Origin of the sequence: Rhizobium sp. RU36D (assembly GCF_900176345.1) — a bacterium.
Lineage (GTDB): Bacteria > Pseudomonadota > Alphaproteobacteria > Rhizobiales > Rhizobiaceae > Allorhizobium.
In genome coordinates this window covers 169,974-185,059 of record NZ_FWXU01000009.1, presented here as the reverse complement: position 1 = coordinate 185,059, position 15,086 = coordinate 169,974, and the positions used below count along the sequence as shown (strand labels likewise).

The following is a 15,086-nucleotide window of genomic DNA, read 5'->3' as shown; positions in this document are numbered from 1 at the left end:
TGGACTTGCCTTTCCGTCGCTGACTTCAGGCAGCACTGATATAGATCAGACGCGACCTGCTGCAGCCTTTTGTGATGGCCTATCTTTTGCGCGGAACCGCTACGCAGTTCGCAAGACAGGACTTAGAGCAGCGACTTCAGCTCTTCGAGCTTGTCGTTGACCAACCAGCCGTAATAGTTTTCTTCCGGCCATACGGTCGCTCCACCGGCATTTCGACCAGCAAGCGCGCGGGCGCGCTGCAGCGAGTTACCGATGTTGAACAGCGTTGCGGTGACGCCCGGATTGCTTGAGATATCCATCCCGGCGACCTGCTTGTAGTCATCGATCGCCCGGCGCAGGACGGCAGCCATATAGGCCAGCGAAATATCCGGCTCCATGATCGCCTTGTAGACGCCGGCCGCATCGTTCTCGTCGAGCTTCGGATAGCCGGATTTCTGGTGAACCAGATCGGTCATCATCAACGCGGTCAACGGATTGATCTGGCCAAGCCCGAACGTCTGGCCGGCGTAGAAGGGCTGGAAGAACACGGCGCTGAACCGGTTGTTGGGGAACTTGGTGCCCCCCACCGTCTTGCCGCGAAAATCCCGTTCCCAGATTTCCTCTCGGCAGGACCACAATTGATAAGAGTCGCGCTTGTCCTTGCATTCCGCAAATTCGGGGCGGGCGACGAAGCTCGCTATGCTTTCCCCATCATAGGAAAAGCTGAAGCTGCTGCCGGCATAGGACGCGGCCTTCACATAATAGGTCTGGAGACGATCATAGGCATCGACGTTGAAGGTATGTTCGCCGACGATGGCGCCGATCATGTGAATCGGATCGATCCCGTAGGCGGACGCCGTCTTCTTGATCTTGCTGACCAGCGCACGGTCGGATGCCAGGAGGTCCCGGACCTTCTCATACTTTGCATCGAATGACGTCTTGCCAGAATTGGTGCGCCTGACGGATGCGCCGGGGATTGCCGGTTGCTCGACATGACGGTTTCCCGGAGGAACGGTCGACGCTGCACTTGCTTCCGTTGCTATCAGGCTGAACGCCCAGATGACGGCCAAAGTTATTCGTCGCACGTTCTATAGGTCCTCGATGACACGTCAGATGATTCGATCTTGCATGTCGCGTATACCGGGCGCGAAGGCTCGCGGTCGAATCTGACGGCACGCTTGGTTCTAAAGGCAGCACTTATAGACTGTCCTGCCTCACTGTCGAGCCGAAACCTGCTCAATTCGACGTTAACGGGCGGCTTCAACGCCGCCCGTTTCACGTGAATCACAGGATATAGCGGGACAAATCAGCATCGGCCGCGATGTCTCCGACATGCTTCTTAACATAGTCGGAGTCGATCATGACCTGCGAACCGCCCCGGTCCGGCGCGTTGAACGAGATATCGTCCAGCACCCTCTCCATGACAGTCTGGAGGCGACGCGCACCGATATTCTCGACGGAACTGTTGAGCTTGACCGCAACGTCCGCCAGGGCATCGATCGCGTCCTCGGTGAAGTCGAGGTTCAGCTCTTCCGTCTGCATCAGCGCCTTATATTGGCGGATGAGGCTCGCCTCGGTCTCCGTCAGGATGCGGCGGAAGTCTTCCTTGGTCAGGGCCTTCAGCTCGACGCGGATCGGCAGGCGGCCCTGAAGTTCCGGCAACAGATCCGAGGGCTTTGAGACGTGGAAGGCGCCCGAGGCGATGAAGAGGATATGGTCCGTTTTCACGGGTCCGTATTTGGTTGATACGGTCGTCCCTTCCACCAGCGGCAGAAGGTCACGCTGCACGCCTTCGCGGGATACACCGGCGCCAACGCCACCCTCGCGAGCGGCGATCTTGTCGATTTCGTCGAGGAACACGATACCGTCGTTCTCCACCGACCGCACGGCATCGCGCTGGATGACCTCGGTATCGATGAGCTTGTCGGATTCGTCGCGGATAAGGTCCGCATAAGAGGCCTTGACCGTCGTGCGCACCTTCTTGGTGCGGCCGCCCATGGCCTTGCCGAACATTTCCGAGAGATTCAGCACGCCGATATTGGCGCCCGGCATGCCCGGGATCTCGAAGCCCGGCATTCCGCTGCCGGAATCGGCCACTTCGATCTCGATTTCCTTGTCATCGAGTTCGTTGTTGCGCAGCTTCTTGCGGAAGCTGTCGCGCGTGGCCGGAGACGCGGTAGCGCCGACCAGCGCATCCAGAACGCGCTCTTCGGCGCCGGCATGGGCCTTGGCCTCGACCTCGGCGCGCTTCTTGTCGCGCTGCAGGCCAATGCCGATCTCAACGAGATCGCGAATGATCTGCTCGACATCGCGGCCGACATAGCCGACTTCGGTGAATTTGGTCGCTTCAACCTTGATGAATGGCGCGCCCGCCAGTTTGGCGAGACGGCGGGAGATTTCCGTCTTGCCGACACCGGTCGGGCCGATCATCAGGATGTTTTTCGGCATCACTTCGTCGCGCAGGCTCTCGTCGAGCTGCTGGCGCCGCCAGCGGTTGCGCAACGCGATGGCGACCGCGCGCTTGGCCTCATGCTGGCCGATGATGAAGCGATCGAGCTCCGAGACGATCTCGCGCGGAGAAAAATTGGTCATTGTGTCTAAACTCCTGAACATCCGGCTCCCTAGAGGCCGCCGGGATCAAAACCTGTTCTTGTCTCACCGGACGCCCCATCAGGCAGCGTCCAGGCTCTCCAGCACGATATTGCCATTGGTATAGACGCAGATATCAGCCGCGATCTCCAGCGAGCGGCGGGCAATATCTTCAGCCGATTTTTCGCCGTCCATCAGCGCCCGTGCAGCGGCAAGCGCAAAATTGCCGCCCGAGCCGATCGCCATGGCGCCGTGTTCGGGCTCCAGAACGTCGCCATTGCCGGTCACCGCCAGAGTGATGTCCTTGTCGGCCACCAGCATCATGGCTTCGAGATTGCGCAGGTATTTGTCCGTGCGCCAATCCTTGGCAAGTTCCACGGCCGCGCGCATCAGCTGGCCGGGATACTGCTCCAGCTTCTTTTCGAGCCGATCGAGCAAGGTAAAGGCATCTGCCGTGGCGCCGGCAAACCCGGCGATGACTTCACCACCCTTGCCGATGCGCCTGACCTTGCGGGCATTGCCCTTCATCACGGTCTGTCCAAGGCTCACCTGGCCATCACCGGCCATGACGACCTTTCCAGCTTTGCGAATTGTCACAATCGTTGTCATCAAACACCCATGCGCCGGCACATCCGGCCCTCATAATCGCCCTGTCCAGGCACTCGGCACCTATGTAAGCGGCATCAGTCTGATTACAATCCGTTGAAATGACGCCGGTCGATGCCTATGTCGGTCAAGGGCATTTTACGACGCAACTTCTGGATTCTTCAGGCGCCGCCTGTTAATGAGCGGCATCATCGTCGCATCTGGAACCAAGCCATGGCCGAAGCCGCTTCCCTCCGCACCGCCAGCATTTCACGCAAGACCAACGAGACCTCAGTGTCCGTTTCCGTGAATATCGACGGCACGGGCACCTCGAAAATCTCGACCGGTGTCGGCTTCTTCGACCATATGCTGGATCAGCTCAGCCGTCATTCCCTCATCGACATGGATATCGAGGTCAAGGGCGATCTGCATATCGATGACCATCATACCGTGGAAGACACCGGCATTGCGATCGGCCAGGCGATTTCCAAAGCCCTTGGCGACCGCCGGGGGATCACCCGCTATTCATCGATCGACCTCGCCATGGACGAAACCATGACGAAGGCAGCGATCGACGTCTCCGGCCGGCCCTTCCTCGTGTGGAACGTCGCCTTCAGCGCGCCGAAGATCGGCACCTTCGACACGGAACTGGTGCGGGAGTTCTTCCAGGCATTGGCGCAGAATGCAGGCATTACCCTGCATATCCTGAACCATTACGGCGCCAACAACCATCATATCGCCGAGACCTGCTTCAAGGCCGTCGCACGCGCCTTGCGCACGGCCACCGAGATTGATCCGCGGCAGGCCAGCCGTATCCCGTCTACCAAGGGCATGCTGAGCTAGCCAGCAGTACAGGAGCTTACATGCGTGTAGCCATTATCGACTACGGTTCGGGAAACCTGCGCTCGGCCACCAAGGCCTTCGAGCGCGCGGCGCGCGAAGCCGGGATCGACGCGGTGATCCACCTGACGGACAAGGCCGATGCGGTCGCCTCCGCAGATCGCATCGTCCTGCCGGGTGTTGGCGCCTATGCCGATTGCCGCCGCGGGCTGAATGCAGTCGACGGAATGACGGATGCCCTCATCGAAGCGGTAGAGCAAAAAGCAAGGCCCTTCATCGGCATCTGCGTCGGCATGCAGTTGATGTCGTCGCGCGGGCTCGAAAAGACCGTGACGGAAGGCCTTGGCTGGATCAAGGGCGATGTCGTTGAGATGACGCCTGACGATCCCAACCTGAAAATCCCGCAGATCGGCTGGAATACGCTTGATCTCAAGCGCCCACACCCGATCTTCGAGGGTATCAAGACGGGTCCGGATGGGCTGCACGCCTATTTCGTGCATTCCTATCACCTTGCCGCCGAAAACCCTGACGCTGTCATCGCCACCACCAATTACGGTGGCGCGATGACCGCGGTGGTTGGGCGCGCCAACATGGTTGGCACCCAGTTCCATCCGGAAAAGAGCCAGACTCTGGGCCTGAGGTTGATTGCCAACTTCCTGTCCTGGAAGCCATGATCCTTTCAATTTCACACGGATGCCTTATCTCTTCTCTATGAAGCCTTGAGGCGAGGAGCCACGTCATGGCGCCCAAACGGTCCGGTCATATCGTCTATCTGCTGAAGCCCGCGCGCACCGGCATGCGGGCATTTTCCGACGTCAGGCTCTCGGATGGCACCGTCCTCCGGCAGGTGGATCGAGCGGTTCATCTGGCAGCGCTCGCCAAGGCGGCACGGATTCTCAAGAAGAGGCTCGACCCATGATGCATGAGACCTTCTCTGACACGGGCATGAAGATGCGCGGCAACGAAACCAGCGCGGCCGATCTCTCGGAATCCGTGCTGGATTTCTACGTCGAAGGGGATGACGACCTCATCGGGCTGCTCGCCTATGGGCTTTACGAGCGGCAGAAGCGCGACTGGGTGGTGAGCCATAGACGGCGCAATTCCGGCCGCACGCCAAGCCAGGAGGAAATCGCCGCCGTCACCAGCAACTATCTTTCGCAGGACCTGCGGCATACGCTGCGGGAGCGGGCCGCCCATATCCTGACGAGCTATGCGGAAACCTATGTCGAGGCGATCGAGCCGGACATTCGTATCGCCACGCTGAACACCGAGGCGCTGCGGCAGGCCCGGGACCTGGAGGAGAGCGCGAGGCGAGGTTCAAGCTTCTGGCGGCATGTGCGCGTGGCATTTTTTGCGGTGCTGTTTCTGGCGATAGTTTTCGCGGCGGTGGGTGTTGGCGCTATGCTTTTCGGCGCGGATATCGTAGATGCGGTGAAGAGCCTGAGCGGGCGCAGCATTCAAACGTGACGACGACATGATCCTTTTTCCAGCGATAGACCTCAAGGACGGCCAATGTGTTCGGCTGAAGCTCGGGGACATGAACCAGGCGACGGTCTACAATCCCGATCCGGCAGCCCAGGCAAAATCCTTTGAGGACCAGGGCTTCGAGTGGCTGCATGTGGTCGATCTCAACGGCGCCTTCGCCGGATCGAGCGTCAACGGTGATGCCGTTGATGCCATCCTCAAGGCGACGAAGAACCCGGTCCAGCTTGGCGGTGGCATCCGTACGCTCGACCATATCGAGAGCTGGCTGTCGCGCGGCCTGACCCGTGTCATTCTCGGCACCGTGGCTGTGCGCGATCCGGCGCTTGTGATGGAAGCCTGCAAGAAGTTTCCCGGCAAGGTCGCCGTCGGCATCGATGCCAAGGGCGGGAAGGTGGCCGTCGAAGGCTGGGCCGAGGCCTCGGAACTCGGGATTATCGAGCTGGCGAAGAAATTCGAGGGCGCCGGTGTCGCCGCGATCATCTATACGGATATCGATCGGGACGGGATCCTCACCGGCATCAACTGGGCCTCGACGCTGGAACTGGCTGATGCGGTCTCCATCCCGGTCATCGCCTCAGGCGGCCTTGCCTCGATCGACGATATCAAGCGCATGCTGCAGCCGGATGCCCGCAAACTTGAAGGTGCCATTTCCGGCCGCGCACTCTATGATGGCCGCATCGATCCAAAGGAAGCGCTGGATCTCATTCGCGCGGCCCGCAGCGGCCGGAACTAGGACCTTACCATGACCCTCAAGGCCCGTGTCATTCCCTGCCTCGACGTCAAGGACGGTCGTGTCGTCAAGGGCGTCAATTTCGTCGATCTCATTGATGCCGGCGATCCCGTGGCCGCCGCGAAGGCCTATGACGCTGCCGGTGCCGACGAACTCTGCTTTCTCGATATCACCGCCTCGTCCGACAATCGCGATACGATCTTCGATGTCGTGGCCCAGACCGCCGATCATTGCTTCATGCCGCTGACGGTCGGTGGCGGCGTTCGTACGGTCGCGGATATCCGCAAATTGCTTCTCTGCGGGGCCGACAAGGTCTCTATCAATTCCGCAGCGGTGAAGAACCCGGATTTCGTGGCGGAAGCGGCCGACAAATTCGGTGACCAGTGCATCGTGGTGTCGATCGACGCCAAGAAGGTGTCGGCAGCCGGTGAAACCGATCGCTGGGAAATCTTCACCCATGGCGGACGCCAGCCGACCGGCATCGATGCCATCGAATTCGCCGCCAAGGTCGTCGCGCGCGGCGCTGGCGAGCTGCTGGTCACGTCTATGGATCGCGACGGCACCAAGAGCGGCTATGACATTGCGCTGACCCGCACGATTGCCGACAGCGTCCGGGTTCCGGTCGTTGCGTCGGGAGGTGTTGGAAACCTGGACGACATGGTGGCCGGCATTCGGGACGGCCATGCAACCGCCGTTCTCGCGGCATCCATCTTCCATTTCGGCACCTATTCCATCGCCGAGGCCAAGTCTTACATGGCCTCGCACGGCATCGCCATGCGGCTCGACTGAGCCAGTCCGGAACCAACGCCATGTCTGATTTCAGTCTCAAAGATCTTGAGCGCATTGTTGCCACAAGGGCGGCAGCGTCTCCCGAGGAATCCTGGACCGCCAAGCTGGTGGCCGGCGGTCAACCCAAGGCGGCCAAGAAGCTGGGCGAGGAAGCGGTGGAAACTGTGATCGCGGCAATCGCCAATGACCGGGAAAACCTGGTCTATGAGAGCGCCGATCTGCTGTTTCATCTTTTGGTCGTATTGAAAATTGCCGATATACCGTTAGAAACGGTCATGCAGGAGTTACAGCGTCGCACGGGCCAGACAGGCCTCAGTGAAAAGGCCGGCCGAACAACCCCATGATGACGTCAAGCAGGGAAGCAGAGGCGCCGGAAACGCTGGATCATTTTCAGGCCAACGCCTATTCCCCCTATAACTTCTTCACCTCGGACGAATGGGCTCGGTTTCGCGCGGATACGCCGCTTACCCTGACAGCCGATGAAGTCCAGCGGCTGCGCTCTATCGGCGACCCGATCGACCTTACCGAAGTCCGGCGCATCTATCTCTCGCTGTCGCGCCTTTTGTCATCCCATGTGGAATCGTCGCAACTGTTGTTCGAGCAGCGCAACCGCTTCCTCAGCATGTCGGAGGTCACCAAGACACCCTTCGTCATCGGCATTGCCGGATCGGTGGCAGTCGGCAAATCGACCACGGCGCGTATTCTGAAGGAACTGCTCGCTCGCTGGCCGTCCAGCCCCAAGGTGGATCTGGTGACCACCGACGGCTTTCTTTATCCCAACGCTACCCTGATCCGGGAAAACCTGCTCAATCGCAAGGGTTTTCCGGAAAGCTACGATATCGGCGCGCTTCTGCGATTCCTGTCTGCCATTAAGGCGGGTCAGCCGAACGTGAAGGCACCCAGCTATTCGCACCTGACCTATGACGTGCTGCCGAACGAATATCGCATCGTGGATCGTCCCGACATCCTGATCTTCGAGGGCATCAATGTCCTGCAATCGCGCAACCTGCCCGCCGACGGCAAGATCGTGCCGATGGTCTCAGATTTCTTCGACTTCTCGATCTATATCGATGCCGATGAAAGCCAGATCCATCGCTGGTATGTGGAGCGTTTCATGCGTCTCCGGGAGACCGCCTTCCGGGATCCCAGTTCGTATTTCAATCGCTATGCCTCCATCAGCGAAAGCGAAGCGCTGGCCCGCGCAGAAGACCTCTGGGCCAATATCAACCTGAAGAATCTACGGGAAAACATCCTGCCGACACGGCCGCGCGCCGACCTCATCCTGCAGAAGGGTGAGAACCATCTCATTGAAAAGGTTGCGCTCCGCAAACTATAGCATGCATTTCTAAATTAGAAAGCTTGCGATATATCGGGCACTCTCCAATTCAGGGATTGACCCGTCGAAGGGTCAGATTGATCCGGCCTCCCTGGCGCAGAAGCGTCGAGCTTCCCGGATACAGGCGATCCACCCCATGAAATCTGAGCCGGCTCTCCCCGCCCAAAACCAGCACGTCACCGCTTTCCAGGCGGAATGAGCGGGTCGGGTCCTTGCGGTGCAGGCCGCCGACGCGAAACAGGCAGGTATCTCCCAGCGAGATCGAGACGACGGGTGCAGAAAAATCCTGCTCGTCGCGGTCCTGGTGCAGGCCCATCTTGGCATCCTCGCCATAGAAGTTCACAAGACAAGCTTCCGGCGGCTTGCAGTAGTCCGCAACAGCGTCCCAAATCGCGCCGATTTCCGAGGGAATGTCGGGCCAGGGCTTTCCCGTCAGCGGATGGGTGGCCTGATAGCGATAGCCCCGGTCCTTGTCCGTCACCCAGCCGAGAGGGCCGCAATTGGTCATGCGAACGGACATCGGGGCGCCGGTCTTTGGCATCACGGGGACATAGAGCGGCGCCACGGTAACGACGTCCCGCACCTGATCGACCAGCCTTTCCTGCTGCTGGCGATCCAGAAAACCGGGATAAAACCTGAGGCCTTCCGGCAAGGGATTGGTTTTGGCCATATCGGTTTCTGCCTGCCGGTCAGTCGCCGACCGGTCGGCCCCTCATCTTCTTGACCTCGGATCGGCCAGTCTTCTCCTTCAGCCGTCGCTCGATCGAGCCCTTGGTCGGCTTGGTCTTGCGGCGGGGCGGCGGCGGCGGTTTGGCGGCCTCAAGGATCAGTTCCTTCAGCCGCTCCCGGGCATCTTCGCGGTTGCGATCCTGGCTGCGGAAACGGCTTGATTCGATCATCAGCACGCCATCCTTGGACAGGCGCCGGCCGGCGAGCTTCATCGCATTCGCCTTGACCCGCTCGTTGAGCGACGGCGAGTTTGCAAGGTTAAAGAACAGCTGGACCGCGGTGGAGACCTTGTTGACGTTCTGGCCGCCAGGGCCTCCAGCCAACACGAACTGCTCCGTGAGTTCCCAGCCGGCAATCGCTATTCGGTCATTGATGTGAAGCGTTTCGCTGGCCATGGTCTGCTCTCCTGCGGACCATATCCCATATTCAGGCGCCCGGGAAAACCGCCAAGCTCTAAAAACGAAAAGATCCGGCCGCGGGGCCGGATCCTCGATTGCTGTAACTGCTCTTACTCGGCAGCGATGCTGACCGTCGGTGCAGCGTCGCGAACATTGCCATCGACGTGATCTTCGAACTTGGCGAAGTTGGTGATGAACATCGCCACGAGCTTGCGCGCCTGGGCATCATAGGCCTGGCCATCGGCCCAGGTCGAGCGCGGATCGAGGATACGCGCATCGACGCCTTCGACGGAGACCGGCACCGCGAAACCGAAATGCGGATCCGTGCGGAACTGCGCGGTCTTCAACTCGCCATTCAGAGCACCGGCCAGAAGCGCACGGGTCGCCTTGATCGGCATCCGGTGGCCGGTGCCATAGGCACCACCGGTCCAGCCGGTGTTGACCAGCCAGCAGTCAACCTTGTGTCCAGCGATCAGGTCGCGCAACAGCCGGCCATACTCTGCCGGATGGCGCGGCATGAAGGGGGCGCCAAAGCAGGTCGAGAAAGTGGCCTCCGGTTCGGTCACGCCCTTTTCCGTGCCCGCCACCTTGGCGGTGTAGCCGGACAGGAAGTGATACATGGCCTGCTCGGGTGTCAGGCGCGCAATCGGCGGCATGACACCGAAGGCATCCGCCGTCAGCATGATGATCGTCTTGGGGTGGCCGGCAATGCCGGTTTCCGACGCATTCGGGATGAAATGCAGGGGATAGGCGCAGCGCGTGTTCTCGGTCTTGGAGCCATCGTTGAAATCAGGCACGCGGTTTTCGTCGAGAACCACGTTTTCCAGGACGGTGCCGAAACGCTTGGTCGTGGCGAAGATTTCCGGCTCGGCCTCGGCCGATAGCCGAATGGTCTTGGCATAGCAGCCACCTTCGAAATTGAAGATGCCGGCCTCGCCCCAGCCATGCTCATCATCGCCGATCAGCGTGCGGCTCGGATCGGCCGACAGCGTCGTCTTTCCGGTACCGGACAGGCCGAAGAACACGGCGGAATCACCCGACGGGCCGACATTGGCGGAGCAGTGCATCGGCATCACGCCCTTGGCGGGAAGCAGGTAGTTCAGAGCCGTGAACACCGACTTCTTCATCTCGCCGGCATAGGACGTACCGCCGATCAGGACGAGGCCGTTGGTGAAGTCGCAAGCGATGACCGTCTCCGTCCGGCAGCCATGGCGCGCCGGATCGGCCCGGAAGCTCGGGAGGTCGATAATCGTGAGCTTCGGCACGAAATCCTTGAGCGTGGAGCGCTCGGGGCGGATCAGGAGGTTGCGGATGAACAGGGAATGCCAGGCATATTCCGTAACAACCCGAGTCGGCAGGGCATTGTCGGCATCGGCGCCACCCACCAGATCCTGAACGAAGAGGTCCATGCCCGCGGCATGGGCCAGCATGTCCTTGTGCAGCAGACCGAAATGTTCAGGCGTCATGGGCTTGTTGTTGTCCCACCAGACCTGGTCATCGGTATTGCTGTCCCGGACGACGAATTTGTCCTTGGGCGAGCGACCGGTGTGCTGACCGGTTTCGGCGCAGATGGCACCGTCAGCGGTCAATACCGCTTCGCCGCGGCGAATTGTTTCCTCATACAATTCGCTGGGGGTGAGGTTGTAGAAGACACGCGCAGCGTCACCCAAACCAATCCCCGCAATTCCGACGAGCGGATTGTTTACACCAAGCTCCTCCATGGCATCATCCTTTAGCTTTGGGCAGAGCGCCGTTGAATTTCTCTAAAGGCTAGTGATGCTTTTTAGAAAAGGCAAGCGACAAAACGAAAATAGATTAATGATATCAATTATTTAATCGATTTAAATTTCTAAACGCTCTTTTAAATCGGTTTGAAACGCCTCATCTGATGCATTGGCAGGCGTCATGAAAGACGCAAAACAAGGGCTTTCCCCCACGCACCCTTTATCTTTGCCACAATTTGTTCCACCTTTATCCTCATGTACGCGTTGTACCGCCACAACCCGGGCTGGGGATCTGGCTGGGATAAGCGCGATGATGACGGAGACGAACAGCATGCAGACAATCGCCCTCGTGGATGACGACCGCAATATCCTGACCTCGGTTTCCATTGCGCTGGAGGCTGAAGGATACAAGGTCGAAACCTATACCGATGGGGCGTCAGCGCTGGACGGGCTGCTGGCAAGGCCGCCGCAACTGGCGATCTTCGATATCAAGATGCCGCGCATGGACGGCATGGAACTTCTGCGCCGCTTGCGACAGAAGAGTGACCTGCCGGTGATCTTCTTGACCTCCAAGGATGAGGAAATCGACGAATTGTTCGGCCTGAAGATGGGCGCCGATGATTTCATCACCAAGCCATTCTCGCAAAGGCTGCTGGTCGAGCGGGTAAAGGCTATCCTGCGCCGTGCGGCCGGACGGGAAGCGGCAGCGGCGGCAGGCGGAACGGCAAAGACCGCGGGCGAGGTCCAGGCGCGCACTCTGGAGCGCGGCCAGCTTTCGATGGACCAGGAACGCCACACCTGCACCTGGAAGGGCGATCCGGTCACCCTGACCGTCACCGAATTCCTGATCCTGCACTCGCTCGCCCAGCGTCCCGGCGTGGTCAAGAGCCGCGACGCCCTGATGGACGCGGCCTATGACGAGCAGGTCTATGTGGACGACCGGACAATCGACAGCCACATCAAGCGGCTTCGCAAGAAGTTCAAGATGGTCGATACCGACTTCGACATGATTGAAACGCTCTACGGCGTAGGCTACCGGTTCCGCGAGGCGGCATAATCAGGGCCTTGAAATAGCGTCGGCCCGGCGGGCGCCGGCGACCGCGCGACGCTGACGGAGGGCTGCGTCGCGACCAAAGGGTTGACAGTTGGACAAGCAGATCTCGAACAGGCGACTGACAAGGCTCGACGAAGTCGAGGACGAACCTCGTCGCCTGTTGTCGCACTCCTTCACTCTGATCCGGCGGCTGTTTGGCAATGCGCTGTTTTCAAGCCTGACGCGCCGCATCGTCTTCTTCAACCTCGCCGCACTCGTGGTGCTGGTCGCCGGCATCATGTATCTCAACCAGTTTCGCGAAGGGCTGATCGATGCCCGCGTGGAAAGCCTGTTGACCCAAGGTGAAATCATCGCGGCAGCGATCCAGTCCTCGGCCTCCGTCGACACCAATTCCATCACCATCGACCCACAGAAACTGCTTGAACTGCAGGCGGGCCAGAGCATCACGCCGGTTCCCAAGGACGAGGATCTGGAGTTCTCGATCAATCCGGAACAGGTTGCCCCTCTCCTGCGGCGTCTGATCTCACCGACCCGCACCCGAGCGCGGGTCTACGATGCCGATGCCAATCTGCTGCTCGATTCCCGTCACCTCTATTCCCGCGGCCAGGTCCTGCGCTTCGATCTACCGCCGCTGGACGATGATGGCGGCGGCATCACCGACTGGATCGGCCGCATCTTCAACAAGCTTCTGCAACCGGCAAACCTCTCCCTCTACCGAGAGGCGCCTGGCGGCGATGGCTCGATCTACCCAGAGGTGATGAACGCACTTACCGGCGTGCGCGGCGCGGTTGTCCGGGTAACGGACCGGGGCGAACTGATCGTCTCGGTGGCGGTCCCCGTGCAGCGTTCGCGCGCCGTGCTTGGCGTGCTGCTTCTTTCGACGCAAGGCGGCGATATCGACAAGATCGTCCATGCCGAGCGCCTGGCCATCATGCGGGTCTTCGGCGTGGCGACGCTGGTCAACATCGTCGTGTCGCTGCTGTTGTCGTCGACGATTGCCAATCCCTTGCGTCGCCTGTCTGCTGCCGCCATCCGCGTTCGACGCGGCGCGAGAGAGCGTGAGGAGATCCCGGACTTTTCGGCTCGCCAGGACGAAATTGGTAACCTGTCGGTCGCTTTGCGGGAAATGACCACGGCACTTTACGACCGCATCGACGCCATCGAGCAGTTCGCCGCCGATGTGAGCCATGAATTGAAGAACCCGCTGACCTCGCTGCGCAGCGCGGTGGAAACCCTGCCGCTGGCGCGCAATGACGATTCCAAGAAGCGGCTGATGGACATTATCCAGCACGACGTGCGCCGGCTGGATCGCCTGATCAGCGATATTTCCGACGCCTCGCGGCTCGATGCGGAACTGGCACGCACGGATGCCGGGCATGTCGATCTCGAGGTTTTGCTCGCCAATATGGTCGACATCTCCCGGCAGATTCGCAGCACGAAAAAGCCGGTCGAAATCGAATATGTCGTCGACCAGAAGCCTGGCAGCAAAACCAAGTTCTCCGTCAGTGGGCACGACCTGCGCATCGGCCAGATCATCACCAATCTGATCGAGAACGCCCGCTCCTTTGTTCCCGAGAAGGGCGGCCGCATCACGGTACGCCTGTCTCGCGTCAAGGGGCGCTGTGTCGTGCACGTCGAAGACAATGGTCCAGGCATCCAGGCGGAGAATATCGACCGGATCTTCGAGCGCTTCTATACCGATCGCCCGGAAGGCGAAGGCTTTGGCCAGAATTCGGGCCTCGGCCTATCGATCAGTCGGCAGATCGCCGAGGCCCATGGCGGCACGCTGTTTGCGGAAAACATCATCGATCCCGATGGCGGCGCAATTCTCGGGGCGCGCTTCGTTCTGTCGCTGCCGGTCGAGCAGGGTGCATGACCGGCGCGGTTCACGCCACCGCCATCGTGGTGGGCACGACCGGCCTGCTGCTTGTGGGTCCGTCCGGATCCGGCAAATCAAGGCTGGCGCTGGCGCTGATCAGTGATGCCCGCGCGCACGGCCAGTTCAGCGCACTGGTGGCCGATGACCGGGTGTTCCTTGCGCGTCATGGAGATGTGGTCGTGGCGCGTCGGCCCGCCAGCATCGCCGGCCTGATCGAGATCCGCGGCAGTGGCATCGGCAAGGTGCAAAGCATTGACAAAGCCGTGATGCATTGGGCGATCCTTCCGGTTCGGGTCGAGGAGGCCGAGCGCCTGCCACCGGAGGATGAAATCTATGAATTTGGAAGCGATTTTGGCCTTCCGGCCATTCGGCTGCAACACGATCTGCATGCACCTTTTTCGGTATTTCAGGCGCTTCTGGCGGCAAGATCGGCTATAGCGCGGTAAAAATGGCGAGATTTTAACTTGCACTTGAGATTTTCATAGCCAAGATGATCGCCCACCGATGGACGATTTTTCCGCATTGCGATATGTGCCATCTGTTTGGTGTCCAAGGGGGCGGTAAAGAATGATCGGACTTGTGCTTGTCACTCATGGCAAGCTGGCTGAAGAGTTTCATCACGCTGTGGAACATGTCGTCGGACCACAGAAATTCGTGGAAACTGTCTCGATTGGTCCCGAAGATGACATGGATCAGCGGCGCCAGGATATACTCGATGCGGTCATGCGTGCCGATGACGGTCATGGCGTGATCATATTGACCGATATGTTCGGCGGCACGCCGTCGAATCTCGCGATCTCCGTGATGAACAGTGGCCGTATCGAGGTGATCGCCGGGGTGAACCTGCCGATGCTGATCAAGCTTGCCGGCGTGCGCGGCGAAAACAACATGGAAAAGGCCTTGATCGACGCATCCGAGGCCGGCCGCAAATACATCAATGTCGCCAGCCGCGTCTTGAGCGGCAAGTAA

Annotated in this window: 19 protein-coding genes; 12 read left to right on the top strand and 7 right to left on the bottom strand. The window is 60.0% G+C overall.

Features of this window, described 5'->3' with window-relative positions:
* Positions 1 to 122: 122 nt before the first annotated feature.
* The 3 genes from B9A97_RS13900 to hslV form a co-directional block, all read right to left on the bottom strand.
* A complete protein-coding gene (locus B9A97_RS13900; protein WP_084365938.1) occupies positions 123 to 1,064 on the bottom strand; it encodes a DUF1402 family protein in 942 nt (313 codons plus the stop codon).
* Positions 1,065 to 1,263: 199 nt separating this feature from the next.
* On the bottom strand, positions 1,264 to 2,571 hold the full coding sequence (hslU, locus tag B9A97_RS13895) for an ATP-dependent protease ATPase subunit HslU (RefSeq protein WP_084365937.1): 1,308 nt from the start codon (positions 2,569 to 2,571) through the stop codon (positions 1,264 to 1,266).
* 78 nt (positions 2,572 to 2,649) lie between these two features.
* Positions 2,650 to 3,177: an ATP-dependent protease subunit HslV gene (gene hslV / locus B9A97_RS13890; RefSeq protein WP_084365936.1), complete on the bottom strand. Its 528-nt coding sequence runs from the start codon at positions 3,175 to 3,177 to the stop codon at positions 2,650 to 2,652.
* A 210-nt stretch (positions 3,178 to 3,387) separates the two neighbouring features.
* On the opposite strand from hslV, the gene hisB reads away from it, so the two are divergent.
* From hisB to coaA, 8 genes are all read left to right on the top strand, one after another.
* The gene (gene hisB, locus B9A97_RS13885; RefSeq protein ID WP_084365962.1) at positions 3,388 to 3,996 is read left to right on the top strand and encodes an imidazoleglycerol-phosphate dehydratase HisB; all 609 of its coding nucleotides are present in this window, start codon (positions 3,388 to 3,390) and stop codon (positions 3,994 to 3,996) included.
* 20 nt (positions 3,997 to 4,016) lie between these two features.
* Positions 4,017 to 4,667 carry an imidazole glycerol phosphate synthase subunit HisH gene (gene hisH / locus B9A97_RS13880; protein WP_084365935.1) on the top strand — a complete coding sequence of 217 codons (651 nt, stop codon included), beginning with the start codon at positions 4,017 to 4,019 and terminating at the stop codon, positions 4,665 to 4,667.
* Between the two features lie 65 nt (positions 4,668 to 4,732).
* A complete protein-coding gene (locus B9A97_RS13875) occupies positions 4,733 to 4,912 on the top strand; it encodes a hypothetical protein (RefSeq protein WP_084365934.1) in 180 nt (59 codons plus the stop codon).
* Positions 4,909 to 5,460 (top strand): hypothetical protein, encoded by a 552-nt coding sequence (locus B9A97_RS13870; protein WP_084365933.1) that lies wholly within the window; start codon positions 4,909 to 4,911, stop codon positions 5,458 to 5,460. The genes B9A97_RS13875 and B9A97_RS13870 overlap by 4 nt, the downstream gene beginning before the upstream one ends.
* A gap of 7 nt (positions 5,461 to 5,467) precedes the next feature.
* The gene (gene hisA, locus B9A97_RS13865) at positions 5,468 to 6,211 is read left to right on the top strand and encodes a 1-(5-phosphoribosyl)-5-[(5-phosphoribosylamino)methylideneamino]imidazole-4-carboxamide isomerase (protein ID WP_084365932.1); all 744 of its coding nucleotides are present in this window, start codon (positions 5,468 to 5,470) and stop codon (positions 6,209 to 6,211) included.
* Between the two features lie 9 nt (positions 6,212 to 6,220).
* Positions 6,221 to 6,997 carry an imidazole glycerol phosphate synthase subunit HisF gene (gene hisF, locus B9A97_RS13860; RefSeq protein ID WP_084365931.1) on the top strand — a complete coding sequence of 259 codons (777 nt, stop codon included), beginning with the start codon at positions 6,221 to 6,223 and terminating at the stop codon, positions 6,995 to 6,997.
* Positions 6,998 to 7,017: 20 nt separating this feature from the next.
* The gene (locus tag B9A97_RS13855; protein WP_084365930.1) at positions 7,018 to 7,341 is read left to right on the top strand and encodes a phosphoribosyl-ATP diphosphatase; all 324 of its coding nucleotides are present in this window, start codon (positions 7,018 to 7,020) and stop codon (positions 7,339 to 7,341) included.
* Positions 7,338 to 8,333, top strand: coding sequence for a type I pantothenate kinase (gene coaA, locus B9A97_RS13850; RefSeq protein WP_084365929.1), 996 nt, complete (start codon positions 7,338 to 7,340; stop codon positions 8,331 to 8,333). The genes B9A97_RS13855 and coaA overlap by 4 nt, the downstream gene beginning before the upstream one ends.
* Positions 8,334 to 8,382: 49 nt before the next feature.
* On the opposite strand, the gene B9A97_RS13845 is transcribed toward coaA, so the two are convergent.
* The 4 genes from B9A97_RS13845 to B9A97_RS29790 form a co-directional block, all read right to left on the bottom strand.
* Positions 8,383 to 8,985, bottom strand: coding sequence for an alpha-ketoglutarate-dependent dioxygenase AlkB family protein (locus B9A97_RS13845; RefSeq protein WP_084365961.1), 603 nt, complete (start codon positions 8,983 to 8,985; stop codon positions 8,383 to 8,385).
* 37 nt (positions 8,986 to 9,022) lie between these two features.
* Complete coding sequence (gene arfB / locus B9A97_RS13840; RefSeq protein ID WP_084365928.1) at positions 9,023 to 9,457, bottom strand: alternative ribosome rescue aminoacyl-tRNA hydrolase ArfB; 435 nt, start codon at positions 9,455 to 9,457, stop codon at positions 9,023 to 9,025.
* Positions 9,458 to 9,570: 113 nt separating this feature from the next.
* Complete coding sequence (locus B9A97_RS13835; protein ID WP_084365927.1) at positions 9,571 to 11,181, bottom strand: phosphoenolpyruvate carboxykinase; 1,611 nt, start codon at positions 11,179 to 11,181, stop codon at positions 9,571 to 9,573.
* A 120-nt stretch (positions 11,182 to 11,301) separates the two neighbouring features.
* Entirely contained in the window at positions 11,302 to 11,517 is a 216-nt protein-coding gene (locus tag B9A97_RS29790; protein WP_179145280.1) for a hypothetical protein, read from the bottom strand.
* Between B9A97_RS29790 and B9A97_RS13830 the strand changes: the two genes are divergently transcribed.
* The 4 genes from B9A97_RS13830 (at position 11,516) to B9A97_RS13815 (ending at position 15,086) form a co-directional block, all read left to right on the top strand.
* On the top strand, positions 11,516 to 12,241 hold the full coding sequence (locus B9A97_RS13830; RefSeq protein WP_210189701.1) for a response regulator transcription factor: 726 nt from the start codon (positions 11,516 to 11,518) through the stop codon (positions 12,239 to 12,241). The genes B9A97_RS29790 and B9A97_RS13830 overlap by 2 nt on opposite strands.
* Before the next feature lie 100 nt (positions 12,242 to 12,341).
* Entirely contained in the window at positions 12,342 to 14,114 is a 1,773-nt protein-coding gene (locus B9A97_RS13825; RefSeq protein WP_280164082.1) for a sensor histidine kinase, read from the top strand.
* Positions 14,111 to 14,563 (top strand): HPr kinase/phosphorylase, encoded by a 453-nt coding sequence (locus B9A97_RS13820; protein WP_084365925.1) that lies wholly within the window; start codon positions 14,111 to 14,113, stop codon positions 14,561 to 14,563. The genes B9A97_RS13825 and B9A97_RS13820 overlap by 4 nt, the downstream gene beginning before the upstream one ends.
* A 121-nt stretch (positions 14,564 to 14,684) precedes the next feature.
* Entirely contained in the window at positions 14,685 to 15,086 is a 402-nt protein-coding gene (locus tag B9A97_RS13815) for a PTS sugar transporter subunit IIA (RefSeq protein WP_084365924.1), read from the top strand.